Raw genomic sequence first — 26,997 nt, forward strand, 5'->3', positions numbered from 1 at the left:
GTTAGCTCAGTTGGTAGAGCAGTTGGCTTTTAACCAATTGGTCGAAGGTTCGAATCCTTCACGACCCACCACTTTTTTTATATTCCCTCAATTCAGACTTCCAGATAATCCAACCATTCCACATCTCTCATAGACTAAAACTAGCCATTAGTTCTAAAGGCTTTTAAATGCCGACCGTTGGATTTGTTCCAGTAAGAATAGCGGTTATTGCAAAACCAAGATGGGTCGTTAGCTCAGTGACTCTTTGTTAAATCAATAGCAGCAGTTGGCTTTTAACCAATTGGTCGAAGGTTCGAATCCTTCACGACCCACCACTTTCTCTGTTATTCCCTCACTATTATTTCTAAATCATCACAGAATACCAGACTTATCATTGGCTAAAATAGCTCAGTATATTTTCAGATGTTTAAATCTCGATAGTTTGTTTTAACTTCAATAATAACTAGGTTTTGCAAAATCAAGATGGATCGTCAGCTCAGTTACTCTGTGTGAAATCAACTGCTGCCGTTGACTTTTGAGTCATGTTTACAATGTTTGAACCTTTCATCACCCACTATTTTACTCCTTTAGTTATGTCCTCTAATAATCCCTTTTATCAACGTTATATCTTATTATTACGTTACAAGATTTGAGTAGCGTTCGATGATTATATTCCAGCGAGCCTAAGATGCTATACGAAACCAATCCAGGTCGTAATTGGTCGATGTATTTTGTTATCAGCTTATTTAGCGTTTAATTTCTTATAAATCTTTAGTGTCCAAACTCATCAAGATCTACATTGTATTAAACAACATCTTGTTTTCGAAGTAGTCTATTTATTAGTTTTTGCTTGTCTACTTTTGTCTCATAGACCTATTGCTAATGTTACATGACTGTTAATTGGCTCATATTGCTCAAGATTAGAACAATATCAATAGGGAGATAATAATGAAAAAGCAAAAACTCAGTCTTTATGTTGCAGGCGCGTTATTGGCGATGAGTGGGGGAGCTCAGGCTGCTACAGATATGACTTTTGGTGGTTACATTAAAGCCGATGTGATGTTTAGTGATTATGGCAATGGGGCGCCAGATTCAGGTTCGTTATCTCGTCAGTTTTATGTGCCAGGCACTATTTATGGTACGACGGGTAATGGTAAGCAAGTAGTCGACTTTCAAGCTCGTGAATCACGTTTTAATTTTAAGACTGTTACTGATGTTGAAGGGCATACACTGACTGGTTTTATTGAACTGGATTTTATGACGCATACAGATGGTAATGAACGAGTTTCTAATAGTTACTCTCCACGTATTCGCCATGCATTTGTAAGTTATGACAATTGGACTGTAGGGCAAACGTGGACTACTTTCCAAAACCCTGGTGCTTTACCGGAAAACCTAGACTTTGTCGGTGCGGCTGATGGAACACCGTTTGTGAGACAATCACAACTACGTTATACCAGTGGCAATTGGCAGTTCTCAATTGAGAATCCTGAAACAACTGTGACGCCATTGAGCGGCGGTGGTCGAATTACTAGTGGCAGTGGCGTTGTTCCTGATTTTGTTGGTCGCTATAACTTTAGTGCTGCCAGTGGTTCTGCATTTTCAGTGGCGGCGATTGTAAGGCAATTAGATCTAGAGCAAGTTGTTGGTACCACAACGTATGACACATCAGAACTAGGTTATGGTGTCAGTTTCGCGGGTGTTATTCCTGTCGGTAAAGATGACTTCAAATTTACTGCAACTTACGGGGAAGGGTTAGGTCGTTATATGGCGCTAAATTATGCCAACGCTGGCGTGCTTGATACCAATGGGGAAATTCAAGCGATTAAATCATTTGGTGGTTTTGTGTCATATCGTCACTGGTGGTCGGAGCAATGGCGTTCTAGTGTGACGTTCTCAGGTTTTAGCGCAGATAATGATGTGGCGCTTACCGGTGGTGCAGTTAATAAAGAGGCTTACTCTGGTTACGTTAACTTATTGTTTTCACCTTCAAAGCCACTAACATTTGGGGTTGAGTTTATGCATGCCTTAAATGAACGTGAAGACGGTTCTGATGGCGACTTAAATCGGATTATGTTTTCGGCGAAATATGCTCTTTAATATTTGAGCAGATAACAAAAAGGCAACCAGATCGGTTGCCTTTTTAGTTTAAATTTAAGAAGCTTACTTAATTGAGTAAGTTGTTTTGACGAACATAAGCTTCAAATTCGGTGCAACCACCAATAGGTTGTTCATCAACAAAGATTTGTGGAACAGTTTCTACCGTTTTACCCACACTTTTTGATAAATCCGCTTTAGTGATGCCTTCGGCATGAATATCAATATATTTGAATTTAAAATCTTCACTTTGCGCCGCTAACTTTTCTGATAATTCAACAGCTCGAACACAATATGGGCAACCTGGGCGGCCAAAAATAACTACAAACATGGTGACTCCTGTTTAATGATATGGCCAATTTATACCATAAGTACTTTTCAAATCATAATTCAACGCAATTAATTTTGTTTTAACTCATATCGATTTTATATTTGCCTTGATAGTCAAAAAATGAATCAACTAAATCCCAACGATGTTTGTTTTTTTTCAGTAATAATAAATCGGGTTTTCTGAATCGAGTTTGATCCGCCAATACATCAGTGACTTTTTTATATTGAGGATGGGGAATGCCTGGCGTGCGGGTATGACTGAGAACATATACCGCATAAAAAGCTTTTCGTTGTGCTGGTGTCGCGAAGTTAAACGTTTGCTTAAAATCATTACCTTCAATGTCAATGTATTGAATAAGCAACTTATTGTCTTGATCGTGCAACAACATTTGCTCACATTTAAATAAATGATGATGCTGAGCATTAAGTACTTGTTTTAGGCGTTTATCGGGATCAATTAAGGTCGATTGGCAGCTATGACAAATGCGAGCCGCGATATCATTCTCCGCTCCACAGTCTGGGCATGATTTTGATCGAAATCTAAAATCACACTGTTGTTGCTCATTGATTAATCCTTGGCAGCGTCTGCCATAATGTTCAACAATATCACCATCGCCATCCACTAGACCCCAAAAAGTATTAGCAAATTGACACACAGGACAATGCACTTGTACTGGCACTGATTTGCTATTGGGTTTGGCTTGACCGACTTCTGGGTAAAATAAGTCGTAACCATTAGCGGCATAATCAATGACTAAACAATCTGTTTTATTGGGAGCTAAACGTAACCCTCGGCCAATCATTTGTTGGAATAGGCTCACCGATGCAGTGGGGCGCAAAATTGCGATAAGGTCGACATGAGGTGCATCGAAGCCTGTGGTTAATACGGCAACGTTAACAATGTATTTGAGGCTCTGGGCTTTAAAGCGATGGATGATGTCATCACGTTCGTTATGTGGCGTTTGAGCGGTAATTAAGGCGGCATCGTTGTCTAACAGAGTCATGATTTCATTGGCATGTCTGACCGTAGCTGCAAAAATTAAAATACCTTTTCGGCATTCGGCAAGTTGTTTTACTTGCTTGATAATTGCAGTGGTTGCTCGTCCCTGATGATGCAATAAAGAATCGATTTCCATTTGTGGGTATTCACCACTGTCATGCGCCACCAGTTCACTAAAATCATATTGCGCACTCAACCCGTCAAAAATGGTCGGTTTGGTTAGGTAACCTTTCTTGATTAATGGTCGCATTGGGAGTTCAAAAATGCATTTTTCGAATACAGGTTTATCAGTATTACCTACTTTCCCATGATAATGGTGCCGATAAATCCAGCCTAAACCTAAACGATAAGGCGTGGCGGTTAGCCCAAGCAGTTTAATGTCAGGATTACGCGCTTTAAGGTGCGTGAGCAGTTGTTGATATTGACTGGTAGACTCATTACTGACTCGATGACATTCATCAATGATCACTAATGAAAATGCTTGAGTGAATTTTTCTAGGGCGCGAGCGGCCGATTGAACACTGGCTACCACGGTTTTGCCATTAGCCTTTTTTTGATTTAATCCTGCTGAATAGATATTGGCCTCTTGGGTGAGTAAACCCACTTTTTCAGCATTTTGAGCGACTAATTCCTTTACATGAGTTAGCACCAGTACATTACCATTAGCAATACGGGCCAGTTCGGCAATGACAATACTTTTTCCCGCACCGGTAGGTAACACTAACACCGCTGATTGTTGGCTGTGCTTGAAATGAGCGATAGCCGCATCAACTGATTGCTGTTGATAGTCGCGTAAGGTGATATTTCCGGGTTGAGTAGATGAATGTTTCACGTTATCGAGTAGTGTTATTTTGGTTTATACAAAGCTTAACATAGCCAATGATTGATAGACCATGATGTTTTAAATGCGTTAAATAAATCAATTGGTCATGGTTAAAGATGATAAATACACTGGGATGGTACTTTTTGCGTGTTAAGCGCTGTTTTTTTATATCAGTTGGTGTAGATTCATCTATTGAAATAAGATGATATTGATACTAATAAAAATGAAATTTATCACCATCAGGAAGAACACATTATGAAATTTTTATCGTTAGCCGCTCTGTTAATGGTTAGCCACCTCGCCGTTGCCGAAGAAGGTCTTGTCATTGGTTTATCTATTGAAGAAACGGTTAAGCATTCAGATGATGCTACTGCATCGGCTTCAAAAATTGTGATGGGATTAAATGAATCTGTGTCACTTAGTGTCGAAGGAGACTATGGCGTGACCATCGTGTCGACAGCAAATAGTGATAATAAGGTTAATTTGTTGATAAGTTTACGTGATGAATCTAATGATGGTGCGGATCTATTAGGTGACAAAGCCATAACGATTAAAGTGGGCCAATCAACGAGCTATAAAATGACTCTAAATGACCATTCATATAATGTCACCATTGATACTGCTTATGGCCCACAGCCTAAGGTTTCAGATAAATAAAAACGTCAATGAATCTTGATTATTAGATAAAAAAAGCCCCTCAATCGAGGGGCGAAAAGAGAAATTGGTCAGGATTTCTCAGGGTGGATAGAACATCATAAGTTGATTTTATTACTCTGTTTTGTTTAAGCGAGACTCAATCAAGGTATCAATCACTGCAGGATCTGCCAGAGTAGAAGAATCACCTAAGTTAGTGACTTCATTAGCCGCAATTTTACGTAAGAATCGACGCATAATTTTGCCTGAACGCGTTTTAGGTAAACCACTTGCCCATTGGATAAGATCCGGGGTTGCAAGTGCACCAATTTCTTTACGAACCCATTGACGAAGTTCTTGACGTAACTCTTCTGTTGGCTCAATGCCACGAGTTAGGGTGACGTATGCATAAATGCCTTGGCCTTTAATGTCATGGGGGTAACCCACAACGGCCGCTTCAGCAACAAGCTCATGCGACACTAAAGCGCTTTCCACTTCAGCAGTACCTAAGCGATGTCCCGAAACGTTGATGACATCATCGACACGGCCTGTAATCCAATAATAGCCATCTTCATCACGACGCGCGCCATCACCGGTAAAATACATACCGCGGAATGTTTTAAAATACGTCAGCGCAAATCTATCGTGGTCACCGTAAACTGTTCGCATTTGGCCTGGCCACGAGTCAAGGATAACTAGGTTACCTTCACCAGTGCCTTCAACAATATCACCCATGTTATCAACCAGTGCTGGCTGTACCCCAAAAAATGGTCGAGTCGCTGAGCCAGGTTTGGTATCAGTTGCGCCAGGTAATGGACTAATCAGAATGCCACCAGTTTCAGTTTGCCACCAAGTATCGACGATAGGGCAGTTCTCATGACCAATCACTTCATGGTACCAACGCCAAGCTTCTGGGTTTATCGGTTCACCCACAGAACCCATAATGCGCAATGAATCGCCTTTATAGCTACTAAAAGGTTCTTTACCTTCAGCCATTAATGCGCGAATTAAGGTTGGCGCGGTATACAGGATATTGACCTTATGTCGATCAATCATTTCACCTAATCGAGCTGGAGTAGGGTGATTAGGTACGCCTTCATGAATTAATACCGTGGCGGCATTAGCAAAAGGTCCATATACCATATACGAATGGCCCGTAATCCAGCCTACGTCGGCTGTACACCAATATACTTCGTCTGCTTTATAGTCAAACACGTATTCGTGTGTCATCGAGGCATATACCATATAACCGCCGGTAGTATGCAGCACACCTTTAGGGTTACCTGTAGAACCTGAGGTATAAAGCAAGAATAATGGATCTTCGGCGTTCATCTCTGCTGGTTGGCAAAATTCTGAGGCAACTTCCATGAGTGAATGCCACCAAACATCTCGGCCTTCAACCCAATCTACATCTCCACCAGTGCGCTTAAATACAATGACTTTTTCGACGCACGTAACATCAGGATTTGATATTGCTTCATCGATACTGCGTTTTAGAGGAATTTTACGGCCACCACGAACACCTTCGTCGGCGGTAATTAAGACTTTTGATTTTCCATCAATTACCCTTGCCGCTATCGAGTCTGGTGAGAAGCCACCAAATACCACTGAATGAACAGCACCAATGCGAGCACAAGCGAGCATCGCGACTGCAGCTTCAGGCACCATAGGCATGTAGATAGTGACGATATCGCCCTTATTAACCCCTTGGCTACGTAGCGCATTGGCAAACTTACATACTTGCGTATGCAGTTCTGCGTAAGTTAATTTGCGTTGTTCGTTGGCGTCATCGCCTTCCCAAATAATAGCAAGCTTATCGCCGTGTTCTTCAAGGTGACGATCTAAACAATTGGCCGAGGCATTGAGCGTGCCATCATAAAACCAATTAATCGAAAGATTATGATCATCAAAAGACGTTTTCTTAATTTTGGTATAAGGTTTAATCCAATCAATACGTTTGCCGTGTTCTCTCCAGAAACCTTCTGGATTAATAATGGACTCCTGGTACATTTTCTTATATTGATCGTTATTAACCAGTGCGTTTTCTGCAATGTCACTAGGAACTTTGTAAAGAGACTGCGGGGTCATGGGGCTTCCCTTTCTAAAAATGGCGTGGTTAAAGTATCATCTGCAACGGGCTGTTTGCACTATTAGACCTTGGTCTAGTTTTAAAATATCCTTAATATTTAGTCTGTTGCACGTGTTAATATGGTAATGATTGCTGCAGATTTGGTCGATTATTTATATTGATTCTCTTATGCAGGCTGTTTTCTGCTCAATACATGATGTTTTAGATGAAAATAAAACAGATTTTTAATAATAATAAAGTGATAGCGGACGTTTCATGAACTTAACCTTAATCGTGGCCGTGATTGCGGTGTGTTATGTGTCATTGCTGTTTATTTTGGCATGGGGTGCCGAGCGATGGTTTAGTAAAATAAACCAAAAAGCTCAAGTATGGATTTATGGGCTCAGCTTAGCGGTGTATTGCTCATCATGGAGTTTTTTAGGCACAGTAGGTCAGTCTGCCAATGATTTATGGTCATTTCTACCTATTTTTGTCGGCCCAATATTAGTGTTTACCCTTGGGTTTGGCATGCTACGAAAAATGGTTGTAGTGTCTAAAGCACAAAACATTACTTCAGTTGCCGACTTTATTGCTGCTCGTTATGGCAAGTCACAGTTATTAGCGGCTTTAGTCACGCTTATTGCATTGTTTGGCATCATGCCTTATATCGCACTACAGCTTAAAGCAATGGTGTTTAGCCTTAACTTATTCCAACCTGATGATACCCCCTTAAGCCCAGTGGCGGTGCCATTATTGATCACCATGTTACTGGCCATTTTTGCCATTTTATTTGGTACGCGTAAATTAGATGCGACTGAACATAATCCTGGAATGATGGTCGCGATTGCGTTTGAGTCATTGGTTAAACTTGCGGCATTTATCTCAGTCGGCGTGGTAATTAGTTTTGGTGTTTTTGATGGCTTTGGCGATATTTGGCAGCAGGCATCAGATAAAGCATTAATCGAAAATAGTCACATTCGTTTAGAGTCGTTTCTCCCTGAACTATTTGTTGGAATGGCCGCTTTTTTATGTATGCCAAGGCAGTTCCATGTGATGGTGGTCGAGTGTGGCGGCGAGCATATTTTAAAAAAATCACGTTGGATATTTCCGATTTATTTAGCCTTGTTTGGCTTGTTTGTCGCGCCATTAGCATTAGCCGGTAAAATTATTTTGGGTGATTCGGTATCTGCTGATACCTATGTGATTAATTTGCCTTTGGCACTAGACCAACCAATATTAGCGGTTGTTGCCTTGTTAGGTAGTTTATCTGCAGCAACGGGGATGGTGATTGTTGCTGTGGTGACTATCAGTGTGATGGTCAGTAATGAGTGGCTGGTGCCATTTTTGCTGCGAACGGGGCAAATAAGGGAAAAGAACTTCAGCCAATTTTCTCAATTATTGTTAAATGTACGCCGTTTATCGATTGTGGTTATTTTAGGCTTCGGCTATTTGAGCTACTTACTGTTTACCGACAGTGATTCACTTTCACATTTGGGGATGATGTCCTTTGGTGCATTTTCTCAACTAGCCCCCGCACTAGTCGGCGGATTATATTGGAAGCACGGCAATCGAGCTGGTGTCTATCTAGGCCTTGCTGTCGGTTTTAGCCTGTGGTGTTTTATTTTACTTCAAGGTGCCGGTGAAGCTCGTTTGATTGGTAGTGAGTCAGGCTTACTCAATTCGATAACCCCAAATGTTAGTGATACTTTGATTGCTTTGTTAGCGAATATATTTTGCTATGTACTAGGGTCTATTTGGTTTAGAGCTGGCGTTGCTGAGCGTATTCAAGCGAGTAATTTTGTTAAACCTTGGTCATCAAAAAAAGATTCAAAAAAACGTCAAGGGCCAATTTCGCAACAAGATTTGTTAATTTTGGCTAGCCGATTTGTGAGTCCTACTCGTGCTTATGAGAGTTTTAGTCGTTTTTCAGCCGATGCAGTAAAAAGTGACAGTTGGTACAAAGCTGCCCCAGAAGAATTAATTGCCCACACCGAACATATGTTGTCGGGGGTTTTAGGTGCATCAAGTGCATCATTAGTGATGGACTCAGTCCTGCAAGGCCGCGATTTGGCGCTGGATGAAGTATTCAGTCTCGTTGATGAAGCATCCTCTAAAATTATTTTAAGCCAAGATATGTTACGTGGCGCAATTGAACATGCTTATGAAGGCATGAGTGTGGTCGATAAAGATCTTAATTTAGTTGCCTGGAATTATCGCTATGTCGAGCTATACCAATACCCTGAAAGCTTTTTAGTCCAAGGAATGCCTATTGCTGATGTGGTGCGATTTAATGCGTTGCGCGGCTTTTGTGGTACTGGAGACATTGAAAACCAGGTTGCTGTGCGAGTTCAACATATGCGTAATGGCACTCCGCACACATCTGAGCGTGAACGCCAAGATGGTAAAGTCATTAAAATTCAAGGAAACCCAATGCCTGATGGCGGTTTTGTAATGACATTTACTGACATTACCCAATATCGCTTACAAGAGAAGGCGTTACTGGAAGCCAATGAAACATTAGAAAGTCGGGTGCAAGAACGAACCTATGAATTGGCAATGTTAAACAGTGAATTACTTGAAGCTAAAGCACAGGAAGAAATGGCACACGCGTCTAAAACTCGCTTTTTAGCCGCAGTGGGCCACGACTTAATGCAGCCATTAAATGCCGCGAGATTATTTACAGCATCGTTATCACAGTATCCTAATCTGGATCTTGAAGCCCGCACCACCTTAACTCATGTGAATAGTTCGTTGAAAATAGCGGGAGAGTTATTGACCGATTTGCTCGATATTTCTAAGCTCGACTCTGGCATGGTGGACGTTAACCGCCGTGATTTTGCTATTGCTGAAGTGATTAATGGTTTATCGGTTGAATTTGATGCAATGGCAAGTGACAGCCAAATTTCTTTTTCGATGGTACCCTCTACCGCGACGGTAAACTCCGACCCTTCATTGTTGCGGCGTATTTTACAAAACTTTTTAACCAATGCATATCGATATGCCCGAGGTGGTAAAGTGTTATTTGGTTGCCGGCATCGAGGTGACTTTATCGAGATTCAAGTACTCGATACGGGTTGTGGGATTAATGAGTTTGATATACAAGAAATTTTTAAAGAGTTTAAACGTCTTAATCATCCCAGTAGTCGTAATGTCAGTGGTTTGGGGCTGGGGCTAGCGATTGCCGATAGGATTAGCAAAGTACTTGATCATCAAATTCATGTAAGTTCGACCTTAGGCCATGGTTCTCTATTCTCTATATTCGTGCCATTAGGTGAAACGGTCAGCCAAATAAGCATTAAGCCTTTACCAACATTATTACAGCCTTTAGCTGGCATTAAAGTATTGTGTATTGATAATGAAGATGCCATTCTCGCGGGGCTAGAGTCGTTATTAAGTCGTTGGCAATGCGAGGTTATTTGTGCCAAAGATCTTGCTGACGCTCGAATTAAGTTAGGGCTTAAAGGGGTTGCCCCTGACATCATGTTAGCTGATTATCATTTAGATGATGATCAAAATGGTATTGATGCGATGAATGGTATTCGCAGTCGTTATGGTGAACATTTACCTGGAATATTAATTACTGCCAATACCAATAAAGAGTTGGTTGATGATGTCGAAAGACGCGGCTATCACTATATGGCTAAGATGGTTAAACCTGCCGCATTACGCGCGTTAATTTCTAGTCTGGTCAAAAAGTAAGTGAGTTATTCAGCGTTGAGGACAACTAATGATCACAGCCTATGGCGATAGCATGTCAGGTAATTGTTATAAAGTGCAGCTGGTGCTGAATATGCTAGGTGTTGAGCATCTATGGCAAGAAATAAGTATCACGAAAGGTGAAACGCAGACACCAGAGTTTTTAGCTAAAAATCCAGCAGGAAAAATACCATCAATTGAACTCAATGATGGCAGAGTGTTGTCTGAATCTAATGCCATTATGGGTTATCTTGCAGAAGGCTCTGAGTTGATCCCAACTGATGTCTTTAGTAAAGCGAAAATGTACCAGTGGATGTTTTTTGAACAATATAGTCATGAGCCATATATTGCCGTTGCACGCTTTATTCAGTTGTATTTAGGGTTGCCTGATGATCGTTTAGTTGAATATCACTCACTGCACGTTAAAGGCCATAAAGCGCTGGCGGTTATGGAGGCTGAACTTGCTAAGCAATCCTTTCTGTGTGGTTCGCAGCTTACCTTAGCGGACATTGCTTTGTTTGCGTACACCCATGTAGCTCATCAAGGTGGCTTTGAGTTAGCCCATTACCCAAAGATTAATCAATGGTTAATACGCATAAAACAGCAAGCTGGGTTTGTGCCGATGGAGAGTTAATTCTTTACTATTTTTATGAATATCTTTTGATTTTCATGTGTTGTCTGTCGCTATGAATTTGTTGGTATTATTAATAAAGTATTAAATACTGAATAGGCGATAAAAAGCATAATTGTGCCGACTAAGACATCAATCACGCGTTGAACTTTCGGCGCACCTAACCAAGGGGCAAGTTTAGCGGCGCCAAGTGCAATAGTATAAAACCGCAAAACCGACGCCAGTATGGTATCTATAGCAAATGCCCATTTTTCGTTACCATCAAAAGTGCCGCCCACGCTACCTAATATCATCACAGTATCTAAATACACATGAGGGTTAAGCAAGGTGACCGAAAATGTGGTGCCGATAATTTTTTTACGACTATTAGCTGCTGTAATATGTGTTGCAATTTGGTACTGATTTCGCAATACATTTTTGAACGATGTTGAAGGTAAAGATCCTACGATTAATAGGTTAAAGGATGGCCAAGCTTTTGGCGTCATTTCGGTGCTATCTACACCGATTAAAGGTTGTCAACTAACTCGATTAGGCTGTGTCGACTATCTGCTAGTCGCTTCACCTGAGTTTAGTCGTCATTACTTCCCTAATGGAATTAGTGCAGACAGTCTTAGAAAAGCTCGGGGTATTGCGTTTGATCACAAAGACAATATGCACACACGCTATATTCAACAGCATTTTAGTCTGATGCAAGGTGAATACCCATTACATGCTGTTCGTTCATCAGATGCCTTTGTTACCATTGCTAAACATGGCGCTGCCCATTGTTTAGTACCAAAAACGCAAATTAAATCAGAACTAGCCACTGGTGAGTTAGTGCACATATGTAAAGACCATATCATCACTGAAACGCTTTACTGGCACCATTGGATTTTACTTAAAGGTGTCTATAAAGACGTTTCAGATGCCATTATTGCCCACGCTCAATCGGTATTAGATTAAGCTAAACTTTGACCTAATTAAACTGAGCATGACCCAATTTAAAATCTGGCCAAGCAAGAGAAGAGTTAAGTTTTAATTATCCATGGCTAATCAACGTTTGATTCTCTTCGGTAGGAATAAGGGTATCGGCAATTAACAACATGGCCGAGGTTAGTTGGGTTAATTGTGCAGCGCTAATAGTGTAAGGCGGCATGATGTAGATATAGCGGCTAAAAGGCCTTACCCACACACCTAAGTCAACAAAGGCTTTTTGTAAGGCTGCTGTATTGACTGTATTGACCATTTCAATTACCCCAACAGCCCCTAACACACGGACATCTCTCACTTGCGGTAAATCTATCGCACTAGCAAGTTCTTGCTTAAGCTGAGATTCAATTGCGCTAACTTGTTGTTGCCACTCACCTTGGAGCAATAAATCTAAGCTGGCGGTTGCTGCAGCACATGCTAATGGATTCCCCATAAAAGTAGGGCCATGCATAAACACACCGGCGGGAGAATCACTAATACCATTGGCCACTTCGTCACTGCATAAGGTGGCTGCGAGGCTAATATATCCACCGGTTAAGGCTTTACCTACACATAAAATATCGGCCTCAATATTAGCATGCTCATAAGCGAAGAGGGTGCCAGTACGGCCAAATCCGGTAGCGATTTCGTCTAATATCAATAGCACATCGTATTGGTCGCAAAGTTGGCGCAGTTTAACTAAATAAGCTGGTGAGTAAAAACGCATTCCGCCAGCGCCTTGCATGATGGGTTCAATAATCACCGCAGCAATATCTTGATTATGTTGCGCAAATGCGGCATTTAATGCGAGTGTATCGGTTTGATTCAACGGTTCGTCAAACTTTGAGGTTGGCGCAGGGATAAAGACTTGTTCAGTGACATTATTACCAAACATGGTGTGCATTCCACCATCAGGATCACATACGCTCATCGCGGCAAAAGTATCACCATGATAACCACTTTTTACGGTCATAATCCGTTGCTTTTGCGGCTGGTTCCGCCCCTGCCAATATTGCAGCGCCATCTTTAGCGCAACTTCCACAGCAATTGAGCCTGAATCAGCTAAGAAAACCTTAGTTAAGTTATCGCTGGTCATCTGCACTAAGCGTTTTGAGGTCTCAATGGCTGGCTGATGGGTTATGCCGCCAAACATCACATGACTGAGCTGTGATAGCTGCTTTTGCATAGCGGCCAAAATGGTCGGATGACTATAACCATGCACACAAGACCACCATGAACTGGTGCCATCTATAAGTACTTTTCCATCATCTAAAGTCAACTCACAACCTTGTGCTGAAACGACTCCATATACAGGCAGAGACTGGGTCATAGAGGTGTATGGGTGCCAGATATGTTGTGTATCGAAAGCATAATCGATTGTGGTATTTGTATCGGAAAGTGGCATAATTATAAGTGCTCTTTTTTTGACCGCTAGTAAAGCGTAAAGTGGTTGCTGCGTTGACAGTTTACGGGCTCAGGGTATCCTAGCCAACATAAAATCAAAATAAAGGAATGATCCATGTCGTTAGCTGAAGTTCGTCACGATTGGCAAAAAGCACAAATTGAAGCATTGTTTGCGCTGCCTATGAATGATTTATTGTTTAAAGCTCACAGTATTCATCGTGAAACGTTTGACCCTAACGAAGTGCAGATCAGCCGCCTATTGTCGATTAAAACCGGCGCATGCCCAGAGGACTGTAAATATTGTCCTCAAAGTGCACGCTACGATACAGGTCTTGAAAAAGAACGTTTACTTGAAATTGATAAAGTACTAACCGAAGCTAAAAGTGCTAAAGCGGCAGGAGCATCGCGTTTTTGTATGGGCGCCGCTTGGCGTAACCCGCGTGACAAAGATATGCCATATTTGACGCAAATGGTAAAAGATGTCCGTGCTTTAGGCATGGAAACCTGTATGACATTAGGCATGTTGTCATCTGAGCAGGCCGGGAAATTAGCCGATGCTGGTTTGGATTACTACAACCATAACCTTGATACCTCACCAGAATATTACGGCGACGTTATTACCACTCGTACTTATCAAAGTCGCTTGGATACGCTAACAAACGTACGCGCATCGGGCATGAAAGTGTGCTCAGGCGGCATTGTGGGTATGGGTGAACAAGCAACAGATCGCGCCGGTTTATTGCAACAATTGGCCAATTTAGAACAACATCCAGATTCGGTGCCAATCAACATGTTAGTTAAAGTGGCCGGTACGCCGTTTGAGAATATCGATGATCTTGATCCGCTTGAATTTGTGCGCACCATTGCTGTTGCCCGTATTTTAATGCCTAAATCTCGAGTACGTTTATCTGCAGGACGTGAAAGCATGAGTGATGAACTGCAATCTATGTGTTTCTTTGCCGGTGCTAACTCTATTTTCTACGGTTGTAAGCTATTAACTACAGCAAACCCAGAAGAAAACGATGATATGAATTTGTTCCGTCGTTTAGGTTTGCACCCGGAACAAGGCCCACAAGCCCACATTGAAACAGATAACGCATTATTAGCCAAAGCTAACGCCATACAAGATAAGTCGACCAAGCAGTTTTTTGACGCAGCAGCGCTGTAATTTAGCATGACGTCATTAGGCCTGCCTGCGATTGGGAAACACCCAATAGCTTTAAGGATAAGTGAAAAGCTTGCTGAACTAAACGCAGCAGGTCTTTTACGCCAGCGACATGTGGCAGCAACGTCGCAACAGTCAGTATTGATTGATTTTAGTCATAATGATTATTTGGGTTTAGCCCATGAACCAGCGTTAGCACAAGCACTTTACGACGGTGCAACAGTATATGGTGTGGGCAGTGGGGCATCACCGCTTGTAAGTGGTTATAGCCAAGCCCATGTGGCGCTGGAACAAGGTTTATGTGAGATTACCGGTCACCAAGCTTGTATGCTGTTTAGTTCAGGCTTTAGTGCCAATAGCGCGTTAATGAAAACCTTGTTTAACCCCGATGATACGGTCATTGCTGATAAATTGGTGCATGCCTCTGTCATTGACGGTTTAAAAGACAGCGGCAGCAAAATTAGCCGATTTTTGCATAACGAAATCAATAGCGCTGCACGCATTATTGAACGAAATCCCAATACCGCAGTGGTTACCGAGAGCGTATTCAGTATGGACGGCGACATAGCCCCCATTGTTGAGCTATCGGATTTATGTAAGCAACATGGCTGCTGGCTCATTGTCGATGATGCCCATGGTTTTGGGGTATTACCAAGCTCGTTTGTTAATGCCGATAATGTCGATATTCAAGTCGTCACCTTTGGTAAGGCGCTAGGCTGCCAAGGCGCCGCTATTTTAGCTTCCACAGAAGTGATTGATTACTTGGTTGCGACGTGTCGTGAGTATATTTACTCAACCGCTTTATCGCCAGCCAATGCTCAATTAGCATTAGCGGCAATTAATTGGCAACAAACTCACCCAGAATTATTGGAACAATTAACGGCTAATATTGCATTGTTTAGGCAACTCGCATTAGTAAATAAATTGAGTATTACGTCTTCTACTACCGCAATTCAACCGATTATGATCGGTGATAATCATCAGGTTATCGCTATTGCGCAGCAGTTAAAACAACAAGGTTTTTTAGTTGGTGCTATTCGTTCACCAACCGTGCCAAAAGGTCAGGCGCGTTTGCGGATTACTTTAAATGCACAGCATAAAGCTTCTGATATTCAATCACTTGTGAGCACTTTAACTCAGCTTATTCACCAATATAGTGATACTGACGCAAAGCTAGGTGCATTAGCGCCACAAACAGTGGCTAAATAAATCGTATCAATGAGACTCTCATGACGTTAGATAATCCAGTGGCAAGCAAATTTTCAATCGCCGCATCTCATTACAAGCAACATGATGTATTACAACGTATTACCGCTAAGCAATTATTAGACAATGCGCATCTATTTGGCACCTTACTTGATGTGGGTGCCGGTCCTGGTACGAGTTTTCATGCCTTTGATGTTAAGCAGGTCTTTGCGGTTGATATCGCTCATGGCATGCTTAAGCAATTAACCAAACAACACCCTGATTATTTACCGATATGCAGCGACGCACAGGCGCTTGGATTACAGAGTGCTTCCATTGACAGTATCTATTCCAATTTAGCCTTGCAATGGTGCCAAACGTTACCACAAGCATTTGCTGAGTTTCATCGAGTATTGCGACAAAATGGTGAGTGTCATCTTAGTGTAGTTGTTGATGGCAGTTTGGCTGAATTACAAACATTAGGCTTTAGAGTTAACCCATTTTATTCCGTATCGGCACTTAATGCCGCATTGAGTGCATCTCATACGACTGTGGATGATTGGCACAGCATTGATATCCATGTTGAGAGTATTAGCGTGTATTTTGATGATTTGCGCAGCTTGCTGTACTCAATAAAGGGGGTGGGTGCGTCGTTTGCTCAACAAGACGAAAACAATGCAACACAACATCAGCCACTCACAAAGCAACAATGGCAGCAACGCATCGTACTTGCAGAAACAATGCGTACCGATAAAGGCTTGCCATTAACTTATCAAATTGCGTATATCCGCGCCAAGCGAGGTTGAAACGATGTTGTACTTTGTGACAGGAACCGATACCGACAGCGGTAAAACCTTAGTTTCGGCTGCATTATTATCCAAGGCTCAAGGCCATAAATGTGGCTTTAAACCGATAGCATCAGGATGTATATCCACCGACGCGGGCTTACGCAACAGTGATGCCTTAATGCTAATAGCTCAGTCGAATATGGATTTACCGTATCAAGTGGTGAATCCTATTTGTTTTGAACCCGCTATAGCGCCGCACATTGCCGCCAAACAAACTAATCAAACATTAACGGCTCAACGTGTACTTGATACTATGTACCATCCCGCGATGTTAGATGCAGATTTTGCCTTGATAGAAGGTGCTGGTGGCTGGCGTTTACCACTAGGTAATGGTGAATATTTATCTGAGACTGTTAAATTATTGCACGCCAAGCTACAACAAATTCAGCTGGTTCAAGGTCAACAGGCAACATCTCAGGTTGAGGTTATTTTAGTTGTAGGCATGAAACTAGGCTGTTTAAACCATGCGTTATTAACTCAAGAGGCTGTGTTGGCCGACGGATTGTCGATAGCGGGGTGGGTTGCTAATCAAGTGGACCCTGATATGGCTTTTATTGATGATAACCTCAACAGTTTACAGCAGATGATGCAGGGACCATTTTTAGGTTATGTGCCTCATTTAGCCAATGCAACAGCTGAACATGCCGCGAGTTATCTGCAATTACCGAAATAATTCGTAGTCGAAAATATTAAGCCCAACTTTGCCCGCAGTTAGCTTTTCAGTATGAGCAGGCAAAAGCGGGCGATCAATCAATTGATATTACCAGAATGATTAGTTTGCGATTGGCATCACTCTATTACGACCTAAGCGTTTTGCTTCGTACAGTAACTTATCGGTTGCTTCAATTAATTGCGATACATTTTGCTTAGGTTTCCATTCAGCAACACCAAAAGATGCGGTTATCGAATCAATAACCTTGTCACTGCGTCTGTCTTTGACACTGAGTTTTTCGAGCGCTCTGCGAATGCCTTCAGCTAATTGTCTAGCAACTCTAAACTGACTACTTGGCACAATAATGGCGAACTCTTCACCACCAAAACGGTACAATTTAATTCCGTCACGGCAGGCTTCTTGGATCCGTTTCGCAACGGTTTTTAGGACTAAATCACCAAGTTGATGACCAAAATTATCGTTGAAGGTTTTAAAGTGATCAATATCAATTAAAATCATGCAGGTACCCGCAGGGGCTGAGCTTATTTGCGCTTCAATGTCAGTGTTAAATGCACGGCGATTTAACACATTGGTTAGGGCGTCAAATAGCATGTCTTTTTCAGATTCAGCTAAACGAGTTTTGAGAGTATCAATCTCTGATTGAGCTTTTTGGAGTTGTTCGGTAAAACTCACGGTACTAGAACGGATGCTGGAAGATTCTTTAACGATATTTCTAATAATACCAATCACTTGCTCGAGAGAGAAACCTTTGTTTTCAAGATCGCTTAATTTTTTAAAATCTTTATCAATTTGATTTTGAAATGTCTCAGTGTCCAAATTAGTATCTTTGAGTGACTGAGATAACTCACATACCATAGCATCAAGGTTCTTACGCATGTCGCGCACATCTAGCTCAACTGGATCAGCCACATGTTTACGATATAACAATTCGCTGGTCACTGGTGAACAGGTTTGATTTTGTTTTACTGCAGTATCTAACTCTTGATTAAGTAACGGGTTTTGTTCACCCACGTAAGCATACCAAAGCGCGTAGTTTGTTGGTGTTGTGGGTATTCTATATTTTAACATTAACGGAACAGCTTTTTTCAAATTGGCTGCAGCGGTTTGCAGTAGAGTGTTCGACATTAAGTGCCTCATGATCCGGGCTAAGGAAAGACTTTAAAAAATCTACAATTGAAGTAAATATAACAATAATGGCAGAGTTTGTACCATGATATTATAGTGATACAAATAACAAAAAAGCATCCGAAGATGCTTTTTTAGTGACTTGAATCATATTAAAAAACGTAAGAGACAGCAAACATTGGGCCAGTAAAGCTGTAGTTTATATTGTAATCAAAAGTACGCTGTTCAATATTACCGACATTACGTGTTTTTTCGATTGTGACATCAACATCATAATAGTTGTAAGCCAGTTTTAATGACCAATTATCGCAAACCTTAGCTTCAACACCTAAACGGATATCGATAAGTGATCCATCTACATCATCATATTTGATAGCAAAATATTGGGCGTGAGCATCAAATGTCCAACCAGGATAAAATTCGTAAGAGCCGTAAAGGCCAATGTCTGGTAGAGGCGCCGTTAGAGTATCGTCTATCACTTCAGGTGTTGCTACTGCATCGTTGCATAAACTGGTTAAGGTTGAGTCTGGCACGCAAATACCGATAGTGCCTTTAAAAGCGGTTTCGATAAACATGGTATGTATACCAACGGATACTCCAACAGCGTAGTGAGTTCCTTGCCATATGTCATAACCATAGCCAATTCGCAGAATATCAATATTGAGTTCGGTATTCAGTTTGGCGCCAGTTTCAATCAGGTAGTCTTTTCCATCAATATCTTCAAGAATAAAATCTTCTGATACCGTTTCAGTGTCTGCTTTGCGATCCAACGACTTCCAATCAATATAAATACTATGGCGTTGGTTAAAAGAGAATGTGAATTCAAAGTAGGGTAAGTATTGCTCTTCAGCAAGTAGCAGTTCATCTTCAAAGTCTACCGGGAATGTTCCGCCTGTTTTAGGGTTTGTAGCGATGAAGTTTGAATCTGAATTAGCATAAAACATACCGATATCAAGGGTATATTTATCGGTAACTGTTGAGTTGTTAGTTGATAGTTCCGTTTCTGCCGCAGCAGTTCGAGTACCTAATATCAACAACACTATACAAATAAAAGATCTTATCATTGAAACTCCGCATTTATTATTTTTTCTATATCACAGGATATGCGTCTTCATATGATGCTTTTGTCGAATTTAATACCTAACCTATTCAGCGCTGATATCCCAAATAAGGATTATCAAAATGCGCAGCCATAAACATTAAGTTAAAATAAAAACGACAAACTGTTCAGTGCATATACTAGCACCTTGCTACTAAATGTGAAGTATTTGTATAGAATTATTGCGCTAAATCAAGTTTTCGTTAATAGCTTGAACTCAACGGTGTAAAAACAACCGTTCTAGCGAAAAGTCAACACGGATAAAGGCGCCAGAGCATTGGCGTAGCGGCGGTGGGTGACAAAAATGTGACAGAACAAGAAAAGTAGAGCAGGATGTTGACTCTACTTTTACGACTAATGTAACAAATATGTTATATGTTTAATGTGGCGACTTTAGCCGTTGAAAGATAGTTTATTCTGACTCATCGGTGTCAGAAGCATCTTCTTCTACATCGTCAAATTCAATTTCAACTTTAGAGCTTGCTGGCGCGTGAATTGTCCCAACAACAGCATAAAATGGTTTGCCTTTTGCTAGACGACAATATTTAGACCACAATAGCTCCATTGGTGTTGTTGCAGGTTTTTTACCCTGTAAAACGTTAACAAATTGGTCTTCGTCAACATGACAAGGTAACTGCGAGCCATCGGCTAAATTTTTCATTGCTTGACCGTGTTGTTCAAGCAACTCAGCTTCCTTATTGGTAAAATCACCACAACGTTTAAATCCTTTTGGGAAATTCACGTCATCATAGAAGCGTTTAGTAGATTGAAAACAGTTACTATGACCATTGGTGTTAGCATCAATACCTTGTTTTGCATTGATAAATGATTGCTGAGACATGGCTAATACCTTCTAGATTATGAGATATAAAGATTTGCAACTGGAGTATTGGCTAGTATTATCATTTTTTAAATCAAAATATTTTGTCCTTAATGGTAAAGAATTTTTATGGATACAGATTTATTAAAAACATTCTTAGAAGTGTCCCGTACTCGACACTTTGGTAAAGCGGCTGAAAATCTATACCTCACTCGAAGTGCTGTCAGTTTTAGGATAAAGCAATTAGAAAATATTCTGGGTATAGAGTTATTTGAACGCTTACGTAACAACATTCAACCAACTCCGGCAGGTGAAAGAATGCTCGGCCATGCTGAGGCCGTGCTTAACGCCTGGGAAAGAGCAAAACAAGATATTATTTTAAATCAACAGCACAGTGCTCAGTTAGCGTTGTCGGCTGGCGATAATATTTGGGATGCTTTTTTACAAGGTTTTTTACAGCCATTACATTTAGGCTTGGAAGGAGTGGCTTTAAGAACGGATGTGTTACCTGCAGCAGTAATGACTCGTCAACTTATTGAACGAACCTTAGATATTGCGATTACGTTTGATCCTCCAAAGCTTGATGGCGTTATATTAGTAAAGCTTGCTGAAGTAAAATTGTATTTAGTCTGCAAACAAGCAGGCGTTAAGCTTACTCAAACACCTACTTTACCTTATATAAAAGTAGATTGGGGCACTGCCTTTAATATCACTCATGCTCAGGATTTTACCATGTTACCTTTGCCGGTATTACATACAAGTTCTGCTCGTATGGCGTTGGACTTTATACTTAATAACGGTGGATGTGCATTTTTGCCTGAAGCACTCATACAGCCTTATTTAGATAACGGGACTCTGTATGTTGTCGATGATGCAAAATGTATCCATCGGCATGTGTATGCTGCTTATTGGGCTGAAAATGAAAGACTTGCTTATATTGAACAAGCCATTTCAATTTTGACTACCGCTAAGCACACTGAATGATATTCGTCTGGCTGTTATTAAAACAGTAATGGCCAAATAACGATGCCCCAAGTGATGGCACATAATACTAAACTGATAAAGACTGCTGCAGAAGCAATGTCTTTTGCCTGACCACTGAGTGGATGGATCTCATCACCAATCCTATCAACTACCGCTTCAATAGCGGAGTTCAACAATTCTACAATCAATACAATTAACACCGTCATGATAAGCAAAATACGATCAGTACTACTGATATTGAGTAGTAGTGCAATAGGTAGCATTAGGCAAGCAAGCACGGTTTCTTGTCTGAATGCCGCTTCATTTTTCCACGCTGACTTTAGCCCTAGCATTGAAAATCCTGTCGCTCGAAATACGCGTTTTAGACCATGATTGTTCTCTGGTTTCATTTTGCTCATTATCTTTTTGATGTTAATTCCGTAGATTGTAACATTCTGTTCATATGCATCCAGCAGTTATTTCGGTCTTATGATGTGCTGTAGAGCAGAGAAAATATTTATTTTTGTGCTGATATCGGCCCTCATCATGCATCGATTTATATCAAGATAAGCCCGACCAATGAATGGATAATTCTTCTGTTTGTACTACGCTCACTTAACATTACAGATAATCATTTTAAACAGGCGTAAGTCTTTCGTCACGAATGGCAGGTGTTATAACAGTGTTTTGAACGGTATTGCTCGGAAGTGACTTGATGCCCAATACAGTAAACACTTGAGGCATTGAAATAAACTTTTGAACGAAAATGAAAAAACACTAAATGGATTTAACTTTTAGCAAGGATTGCATATGCGTAAGCTACCGTATCTTTTTATTTTGGTCATTAGTTCACTGCATTGTTTTACGATAAAGAGTGAAGTGTTATCAATACCTCCTATTCAGTTGGCAACAAAATATCAACAAGATATCGACGTCACTGAATACTTAGTCAGCGAGAAGCTTGATGGTGTTCGAGGCTACTGGGATGGCAGTAACATGCTGACTCGCAGTGGCCGAAAAGTGGCATTACCTGCGTCGTTTACCCTTGGTTTTCCTGATACTGCCATTGATGGTGAACTTTGGTTAGGTCATAACCGTTTCGAAGATATTTCAGCATTGGTTCGACGTCAGCAAGTACCTGATAAAGAGTGGCAGGAAGTTAAGTTTATGATGTTTGATTTACCGCGGCATTCAGGCTCTTTTATTGAACGCTACTTAGCGATGAAAATGTTGGCAGAACAAACGGCCTCCATACATTTACAGGTCATTAAGCAGGGGCCAGTGGTTTCAACGGAAGCTTTGTTTACACTGCTTGATTCCGTCGTTAATGCTGGCGGTGAAGGATTGATGTTACATTATCAGCAAGCGCATTATGCTGTCGGCCGCAGTGAGTATATTGTTAAGCTCAAACCCAAATATGACGCTGAAGCTGTAGTGATCGGTCATACAGAAGGTAAAGGTAAATATAGAGGTAAGCTAGGTGCGTTAATCGTAAAAACACCTGCAGGGATCGTGTTTAATATAGGCAGTGGTTTAAGCGATAAACAACGAGAAAATCCACCTTTAGTTGGTTCGATAATTACTTATCAATATTTAGGCTTAACTCAAAAAGGGACACCAAGATTTGCTACTTTTCTACGCCAAAGGCCATCACAATAACGCTCAAACTTGCTGACATGTTGCGTGGTGTATTATTAAATAATAATGGTAAAACTAAATGTAGAACTAAATGTAGAACTACAATGGGTAATGATCCTAACTTCGGTTAAGGCATAGGCAACATAATTAAGTGATGGTATAAAACTGGAGATAATGGCGGTTATCAATGATCGATGATAAATATCTTTTAAATGTTCGCTCGGTGTTGTTTGTCTGTATGGGCAATATTTGCCGTTCGCCGACTGCAGAGGCAGTGTTTAGGCAACAAATGAAACGTCACTCGCTTCAACTTGATATCGATTCTGCAGGGACTATTGCTTATCATCAAGGGCATGTTCCAGATAGTCGCAGTATTATTGCTGGCAACAAGCACGGACTTGATTTTTCAGGAATGAAAGCTCGGCAGGTTATCGACGCTGATTTTGAACGATTTGATTTGATTTTAGCGGCAGACTTTGCCAATTTAGCTGATTTGAAACAAAGGTGTCCTGTCCATTTACGATATAAATTACAGTTGATATTAAGCTATGGTGATTCGTTAGTCGAAGAAGTGCCTGACCCATATTATGGTGGTGAGCGAGGATTTGAGATGGTTATCGATTTGCTTGAGGCCAGTTTAATGGCATTGGCGATTAAGTTAGCTAAACGTTGAAATATAATCAATTAACTAAGGATATTTAACTAAGGCTACTTATCTAGGTTAATTAATTATGGTTACTTAATTCAGGCTACTTAAGCATGGTTACTTCATTCAGACTACTTAAGCATGGCAGTTCACTCTGAATAATAAGTGCTAGGCCGGCATTGATGTTGACGACCTAGACTTTGTTCGGCTTAATCGTTATAACGTTTACCGGAGCGTTTAAGTTTCTCTTGCTCTATTTTCTGCTGTTTAATGAGTTCTTTCTCAGCTAATTTACGTGCAACTTCCTCTTTTTCTATTTCAGCCATCGCTGGAGTTTCAAGGCTTAATAGTCCGATTTTCCCTGAGCGGTATTCATGTAGTAAGAGTTCAGATACTTTATGGTAATCAACTCGTGCGCCAGGGCGAAGTGCTCCGCGGGAACGACTGATAGCTTCGAGTAATTCGATATCGCTGGCGGGTAGCGATTGAAGCTTATAACGTTCGCAAATTTCGTCGGGATAGGCTTTAAGGAAATAGCCAGCAGCAAACATTGCCACATCTTCGTATTCCATAGCGGTATCTTTAATTGCACCAGTGACAGCAAGGCGATAGCTACTGGCTTCATTGTCCACCTTTGGCCATAAAATACCCGGAGTATCCGATAGTACGATTCCGTTACGTAAGTTAATACGTTGCTGACGTCTTGTGACTGCAGGTTCATTACCTGTTTTGGCTATAGTGCGACCCGCTAAGGTATTAATAATTGTAGATTTACCAACATTAGGAATACCCATGATCATGGTGCGGATGTCTTTTTCCATAATGTCACGGTGTGGCACCAGTTTACGGCAAAGATCAGGAATACTTTTTACCATACTGGGTTGTAAACTTGTGATTGCTGATGCCTGAACGCCTTGTTCACGTTCTAGGTATTCAATCCATTGGGCGGTAACCTTAGGATCGGCTAAATCAGATTTATTCAGTAATTTAATGCAGGGTTTATCACCACGTAGTTGTGACACCATCGGATTTTCACTGCTGTATGGGATACGTGCATCGAGCACTTCAATAACGAGATCCACTTGAGGCATTGCCTCCTCGATCTCTTTACGTGCTTTGTGCATGTGTCCTGGATACCACTGAATTGCCATGATGTTGCCTTATAAACCGGAGAGTAAATACAATAAATACAAAAGTGATATTCTACCTCGTTAGCAGATTAAATGCATAAAAAAAGCGCCCGAAGGCGCTTAGTATCATTGCTAAATGAAGCATTAATGCTTAAATAACGCCTAATTCACGTAATCTTTCCTGTAAATAGCTGTCAGCGGTATAACGCTCTGATAACACGACTTCTGGATTCGGATGCAAAAACAGCGGTAATGAAATCCGTGATTTGGTTTTGTCTGCCCCTTCAGGGTTGATTACCCTATGTGATGTCGAAGGGAAATAGCCACCCGATGCTTCTTGCAACATGTCACCGATGTTAATAATGATGCTGCCAAAATCGCTAGGTACGTCAATCCATTCACCGGTTTTGGTTTTCACTTGTAATCCAGGTTCATTTGCTGCAGGTAATATAGTGATGAGGTTAATGTCCTCATGCGCTGCAGCGCGGATAGCGCCCATTTCTTCATCACCTTTCATTGGTGGATAATGTAAAATCCGCAACAAGGTTTGTTGGCTTTGTGCAATCATGTCTGGTAGTGGAATCGTATATTTTGCCGCAACATCTGCAGGTGTATATTTTTCAATCCAACTGAGTAATTCCGCAGCTAGGGTGTTGGCATGTTCATAATATGCAAGAATATTGGATCTAAGTGAATCAGGAATACGGCCCCAAGGATACACATGATAATATTCTTTGATATCTTTTACATTGTTACCTTTGGCTGTTTCAGAAATCGATGCAGGAAAAAATCCATCGTGTGTTTCTGACTTGAACAAAAAGTCATGTTTTTGTTCAGATTGGAAAAAGTTGTACCACTCTTTATAAATGTCTTCGACAAGTTGCTTTTGAATAGGGTGATTCGATAGTACCCCAAAACCTGTTTGTTGAAGCGATTCAACAAAGCGCTCAGCGCTATCTGGTGCTAAGTAATCAATTGTATTTAGTTTCATTATATTTTCTTATTAGTGTGTTGACCCACTGCTAATGGTAACCTTAGTCACACTTTGTCGCAATTCTTTGCGTGTCTTCATGTTGTATTGGTTGAACTGATGCTGCGGATCTCACGTATCCTTTGTTAATATTTGCGACAAACAACTCAATGAGAGCCGACAATGAATAATTTAACCGAATTTGAAAAATATGTAATTGAACAAAAAGGTACAGAACGGCCTTTCAGCGGTGAATATGTTGATCATGATGCGCAAGGCGTTTATTTATGTAAAAAGTGCCATGCACCTCTTTATAACAGTGAACATAAATTTAATGCACATTGTGGCTGGCCTGCATTTGATGATGAAATCGAGGGCGCAGTAGAACATACTCCTGATGCTGATGGTCATCGAACCGAAATCACCTGTGCACAATGTGGCGGTCATTTAGGTCATGTGTTTGAAGGCGAGCATTTAACGGATAATAATGTTCGTCATTGTGTTAATTCAGTATCGATGATTTTTAAATCCCGTGATGAGTTAGCGCAATCAAGTTCGGCGGTAGCTTCTTACCAAAAGGCCACTTTTGGCGCTGGGTGCTTTTGGTGTGTTGAGGCTATTTTTGCTCAACTTAATGGCGTGCACAGTGTTAAATCAGGTTATTGTGGCGGTGAAGCAAAAGATGCAAATTATGACGCAGTATGTTCTGGTAAAACAGCTCATGCAGAAGTGGTTCATATTGAATTTGACCCTGCGGTTATTCAATTTGACACCTTACTTAGCGTACTATTTGAAAGCCACGATCCGACCACACTTAATCAACAGGGTAATGATAAAGGGCCACAGTATCGTTCAGCTATTTTTGCCCATAATAGTGAACAAGTAGATGCTGCAAACCGATTTATTCATGCGTTAACTGAACAACAACTTTGGCCTAGGCCGATAGTGACCGAAATCAGTGCGTTTGACACATTTTATCCTGCTGAAAATTATCATGATGACTACTTTGCAAAGCATGGTGAACAACCTTATTGCCAATTAGTGGTTAAGCCTAAATTTGATAAAGTCATGAGTCAATTTGCAGATAAGCGTAAAGTGTAAACTAAAATTTTTGCTCTTGTATTAG

24 protein-coding genes and 1 tRNA gene are annotated in these 26,997 nt (G+C 41.0%); 14 read left to right on the forward strand and 11 right to left on the reverse strand.

What is annotated here, in order from left to right; translation table 11 throughout:
* Nucleotides 1-222: 222 nt before the first annotated feature.
* Both AAEY98_RS15205 and AAEY98_RS15210 read left to right on the forward strand, forming a co-directional pair.
* Nucleotides 223-314: transfer RNA gene (locus AAEY98_RS15205), tRNA-Lys, on the forward strand.
* Nucleotides 315-927: 613 nt separating this feature from the next.
* Nucleotides 928-2,079 (forward strand): DcaP family trimeric outer membrane transporter, encoded by a 1,152-nt coding sequence (locus AAEY98_RS15210; protein ID WP_101086787.1) that lies wholly within the window; start codon nt 928-930, stop codon nt 2,077-2,079.
* Nucleotides 2,080-2,146: 67 nt separating this feature from the next.
* Here AAEY98_RS15210 and AAEY98_RS15215 read toward each other — a convergent pair whose 3' ends face one another.
* Nucleotides 2,147-2,407: a GrxA family glutaredoxin gene (locus tag AAEY98_RS15215; protein WP_011636939.1), complete on the reverse strand. Its 261-nt coding sequence runs from the start codon at nt 2,405-2,407 to the stop codon at nt 2,147-2,149.
* A gap of 79 nt (nt 2,408-2,486) precedes the next feature.
* Nucleotides 2,487-4,238: a DNA repair helicase RadD gene (gene radD / locus AAEY98_RS15220; protein WP_182744028.1), complete on the reverse strand. Its 1,752-nt coding sequence runs from the start codon at nt 4,236-4,238 to the stop codon at nt 2,487-2,489.
* Nucleotides 4,239-4,484: 246 nt separating this feature from the next.
* Between radD and AAEY98_RS15225 the strand changes: the two genes are divergently transcribed.
* A complete protein-coding gene (locus AAEY98_RS15225; protein ID WP_101086789.1) occupies nt 4,485-4,886 on the forward strand; it encodes a hypothetical protein in 402 nt (133 codons plus the stop codon).
* A 111-nt stretch (nt 4,887-4,997) separates the two neighbouring features.
* On the opposite strand, the gene acs is transcribed toward AAEY98_RS15225, so the two are convergent.
* Entirely contained in the window at nt 4,998-6,950 is a 1,953-nt protein-coding gene (gene acs, locus AAEY98_RS15230; RefSeq protein WP_162023397.1) for an acetate--CoA ligase, read from the reverse strand.
* Nucleotides 6,951-7,206: 256 nt separating this feature from the next.
* Here acs and AAEY98_RS15235 point away from each other — a divergent pair, with 256 nt between their 5' ends.
* Both AAEY98_RS15235 and AAEY98_RS15240 read left to right on the forward strand, forming a co-directional pair.
* Nucleotides 7,207-10,629 (forward strand): hybrid sensor histidine kinase/response regulator, encoded by a 3,423-nt coding sequence (locus AAEY98_RS15235; protein ID WP_351017958.1) that lies wholly within the window; start codon nt 7,207-7,209, stop codon nt 10,627-10,629.
* Between the two features lie 31 nt (nt 10,630-10,660).
* Nucleotides 10,661-11,260 (forward strand): glutathione S-transferase family protein, encoded by a 600-nt coding sequence (locus tag AAEY98_RS15240; protein ID WP_351018068.1) that lies wholly within the window; start codon nt 10,661-10,663, stop codon nt 11,258-11,260.
* A 50-nt stretch (nt 11,261-11,310) separates the two neighbouring features.
* Here AAEY98_RS15240 and AAEY98_RS15245 read toward each other — a convergent pair whose 3' ends face one another.
* A complete protein-coding gene (locus AAEY98_RS15245) occupies nt 11,311-11,667 on the reverse strand; it encodes a LysE/ArgO family amino acid transporter (protein WP_351017961.1) in 357 nt (118 codons plus the stop codon).
* Between the two features lie 7 nt (nt 11,668-11,674).
* On the opposite strand from AAEY98_RS15245, the gene AAEY98_RS15250 reads away from it, so the two are divergent.
* Complete coding sequence (locus AAEY98_RS15250) at nt 11,675-12,199, forward strand: type 2 periplasmic-binding domain-containing protein (protein ID WP_350997085.1); 525 nt, start codon at nt 11,675-11,677, stop codon at nt 12,197-12,199.
* Nucleotides 12,200-12,275: 76 nt separating this feature from the next.
* Here the strand turns inward: AAEY98_RS15250 and bioA are convergent, their stop codons facing one another.
* The gene (gene bioA / locus AAEY98_RS15255) at nt 12,276-13,610 is read right to left on the reverse strand and encodes an adenosylmethionine--8-amino-7-oxononanoate transaminase (protein WP_351017964.1); all 1,335 of its coding nucleotides are present in this window, start codon (nt 13,608-13,610) and stop codon (nt 12,276-12,278) included.
* A 114-nt stretch (nt 13,611-13,724) separates the two neighbouring features.
* On the opposite strand from bioA, the gene bioB reads away from it, so the two are divergent.
* From bioB to bioD, 4 genes are read left to right on the forward strand one after another with little or no spacing between them, the layout of a single operon-like run.
* A complete protein-coding gene (gene bioB, locus AAEY98_RS15260; RefSeq protein WP_351017967.1) occupies nt 13,725-14,777 on the forward strand; it encodes a biotin synthase BioB in 1,053 nt (350 codons plus the stop codon).
* Between the two features lie 6 nt (nt 14,778-14,783).
* On the forward strand, nt 14,784-15,983 hold the full coding sequence (locus AAEY98_RS15265; RefSeq protein WP_351017970.1) for an aminotransferase class I/II-fold pyridoxal phosphate-dependent enzyme: 1,200 nt from the start codon (nt 14,784-14,786) through the stop codon (nt 15,981-15,983).
* Nucleotides 15,984-16,003: 20 nt separating this feature from the next.
* Nucleotides 16,004-16,765: a methyltransferase domain-containing protein gene (locus tag AAEY98_RS15270; protein ID WP_351017973.1), complete on the forward strand. Its 762-nt coding sequence runs from the start codon at nt 16,004-16,006 to the stop codon at nt 16,763-16,765.
* Between the two features lie 7 nt (nt 16,766-16,772).
* Nucleotides 16,773-17,480 carry a dethiobiotin synthase gene (bioD, locus tag AAEY98_RS15275; RefSeq protein WP_351018071.1) on the forward strand — a complete coding sequence of 236 codons (708 nt, stop codon included), beginning with the start codon at nt 16,773-16,775 and terminating at the stop codon, nt 17,478-17,480.
* A gap of 99 nt (nt 17,481-17,579) precedes the next feature.
* On the opposite strand, the gene AAEY98_RS15280 is transcribed toward bioD, so the two are convergent.
* The 3 genes from AAEY98_RS15280 to AAEY98_RS15290 form a co-directional block, all read right to left on the reverse strand.
* Nucleotides 17,580-18,605: a GGDEF domain-containing protein gene (locus AAEY98_RS15280; RefSeq protein ID WP_162023391.1), complete on the reverse strand. Its 1,026-nt coding sequence runs from the start codon at nt 18,603-18,605 to the stop codon at nt 17,580-17,582.
* 152 nt (nt 18,606-18,757) lie between these two features.
* Entirely contained in the window at nt 18,758-19,669 is a 912-nt protein-coding gene (locus tag AAEY98_RS15285) for a porin family protein (RefSeq protein WP_101086798.1), read from the reverse strand.
* A 447-nt stretch (nt 19,670-20,116) separates the two neighbouring features.
* Nucleotides 20,117-20,545, reverse strand: a complete 429-nt coding sequence (locus AAEY98_RS15290; RefSeq protein WP_351017977.1) for a MaoP family protein — start codon at nt 20,543-20,545, stop codon at nt 20,117-20,119.
* Nucleotides 20,546-20,653: 108 nt separating this feature from the next.
* On the opposite strand from AAEY98_RS15290, the gene hdfR reads away from it, so the two are divergent.
* A complete protein-coding gene (gene hdfR, locus AAEY98_RS15295; protein WP_350997075.1) occupies nt 20,654-21,508 on the forward strand; it encodes an HTH-type transcriptional regulator HdfR in 855 nt (284 codons plus the stop codon).
* Nucleotides 21,509-21,525: 17 nt separating this feature from the next.
* Here the strand turns inward: hdfR and AAEY98_RS15300 are convergent, their stop codons facing one another.
* Nucleotides 21,526-21,897, reverse strand: a complete 372-nt coding sequence (locus tag AAEY98_RS15300) for a diacylglycerol kinase (protein WP_101086801.1) — start codon at nt 21,895-21,897, stop codon at nt 21,526-21,528.
* A gap of 400 nt (nt 21,898-22,297) precedes the next feature.
* Between AAEY98_RS15300 and AAEY98_RS15305 the strand changes: the two genes are divergently transcribed.
* Together AAEY98_RS15305 and AAEY98_RS15310 are read left to right on the forward strand one after the other, a co-directional pair.
* A complete protein-coding gene (locus tag AAEY98_RS15305; protein WP_351017980.1) occupies nt 22,298-23,146 on the forward strand; it encodes a DNA ligase in 849 nt (282 codons plus the stop codon).
* Between the two features lie 166 nt (nt 23,147-23,312).
* Nucleotides 23,313-23,798 carry a low molecular weight protein-tyrosine-phosphatase gene (locus tag AAEY98_RS15310; protein WP_351017983.1) on the forward strand — a complete coding sequence of 162 codons (486 nt, stop codon included), beginning with the start codon at nt 23,313-23,315 and terminating at the stop codon, nt 23,796-23,798.
* A gap of 182 nt (nt 23,799-23,980) precedes the next feature.
* On the opposite strand, the gene ylqF is transcribed toward AAEY98_RS15310, so the two are convergent.
* Together ylqF and AAEY98_RS15320 are read right to left on the reverse strand one after the other, a co-directional pair.
* Nucleotides 23,981-24,922, reverse strand: coding sequence for a ribosome biogenesis GTPase YlqF (ylqF, locus tag AAEY98_RS15315; protein WP_101086803.1), 942 nt, complete (start codon nt 24,920-24,922; stop codon nt 23,981-23,983).
* Nucleotides 24,923-25,052: 130 nt separating this feature from the next.
* Nucleotides 25,053-25,892: an isopenicillin N synthase family dioxygenase gene (locus AAEY98_RS15320; RefSeq protein WP_162023386.1), complete on the reverse strand. Its 840-nt coding sequence runs from the start codon at nt 25,890-25,892 to the stop codon at nt 25,053-25,055.
* A 162-nt stretch (nt 25,893-26,054) separates the two neighbouring features.
* On the opposite strand from AAEY98_RS15320, the gene AAEY98_RS15325 reads away from it, so the two are divergent.
* Entirely contained in the window at nt 26,055-26,972 is a 918-nt protein-coding gene (locus AAEY98_RS15325) for a bifunctional methionine sulfoxide reductase B/A protein (RefSeq protein WP_351017986.1), read from the forward strand.
* The last annotated feature ends 25 nt before the right edge of the window (nt 26,973-26,997 follow it).

Source organism: Shewanella sp. AC91-MNA-CIBAN-0169, assembly GCF_040310165.1.
Lineage (GTDB): Bacteria > Pseudomonadota > Gammaproteobacteria > Enterobacterales > Shewanellaceae > Shewanella.

Coding starts and splice junctions, on each gene's coding strand:
- AAEY98_RS15210 (WP_101086787.1), top strand. CDS start 928: ATGAAAAAGCAAAAACTCAGTCTTTATGTTGCAGGCGCGTTATTGGCG.
- AAEY98_RS15215 (WP_011636939.1), bottom strand. CDS start 2,407: ATGTTTGTAGTTATTTTTGGCCGCCCAGGTTGCCCATATTGTGTTCGA.
- AAEY98_RS15225 (WP_101086789.1), top strand. CDS start 4,485: ATGAAATTTTTATCGTTAGCCGCTCTGTTAATGGTTAGCCACCTCGCC.
- acs (WP_162023397.1), bottom strand. CDS start 6,950: ATGACCCCGCAGTCTCTTTACAAAGTTCCTAGTGACATTGCAGAAAAC.
- AAEY98_RS15235 (WP_351017958.1), top strand. CDS start 7,207: ATGAACTTAACCTTAATCGTGGCCGTGATTGCGGTGTGTTATGTGTCA.
- bioA (WP_351017964.1), bottom strand. CDS start 13,610: ATGCCACTTTCCGATACAAATACCACAATCGATTATGCTTTCGATACA.
- bioB (WP_351017967.1), top strand. CDS start 13,725: ATGTCGTTAGCTGAAGTTCGTCACGATTGGCAAAAAGCACAAATTGAA.
- AAEY98_RS15265 (WP_351017970.1), top strand. CDS start 14,784: ATGACGTCATTAGGCCTGCCTGCGATTGGGAAACACCCAATAGCTTTA.
- AAEY98_RS15270 (WP_351017973.1), top strand. CDS start 16,004: ATGACGTTAGATAATCCAGTGGCAAGCAAATTTTCAATCGCCGCATCT.
- AAEY98_RS15280 (WP_162023391.1), bottom strand. CDS start 18,605: ATGTCGAACACTCTACTGCAAACCGCTGCAGCCAATTTGAAAAAAGCT.
- AAEY98_RS15285 (WP_101086798.1), bottom strand. CDS start 19,669: ATGATAAGATCTTTTATTTGTATAGTGTTGTTGATATTAGGTACTCGA.
- AAEY98_RS15290 (WP_351017977.1), bottom strand. CDS start 20,545: ATGTCTCAGCAATCATTTATCAATGCAAAACAAGGTATTGATGCTAAC.
- hdfR (WP_350997075.1), top strand. CDS start 20,654: ATGGATACAGATTTATTAAAAACATTCTTAGAAGTGTCCCGTACTCGA.
- AAEY98_RS15300 (WP_101086801.1), bottom strand. CDS start 21,897: ATGAAACCAGAGAACAATCATGGTCTAAAACGCGTATTTCGAGCGACA.
- AAEY98_RS15305 (WP_351017980.1), top strand. CDS start 22,298: ATGCGTAAGCTACCGTATCTTTTTATTTTGGTCATTAGTTCACTGCAT.
- AAEY98_RS15310 (WP_351017983.1), top strand. CDS start 23,313: ATGATCGATGATAAATATCTTTTAAATGTTCGCTCGGTGTTGTTTGTC.
- ylqF (WP_101086803.1), bottom strand. CDS start 24,922: ATGGCAATTCAGTGGTATCCAGGACACATGCACAAAGCACGTAAAGAG.
- AAEY98_RS15320 (WP_162023386.1), bottom strand. CDS start 25,892: ATGAAACTAAATACAATTGATTACTTAGCACCAGATAGCGCTGAGCGC.
- AAEY98_RS15325 (WP_351017986.1), top strand. CDS start 26,055: ATGAATAATTTAACCGAATTTGAAAAATATGTAATTGAACAAAAAGGT.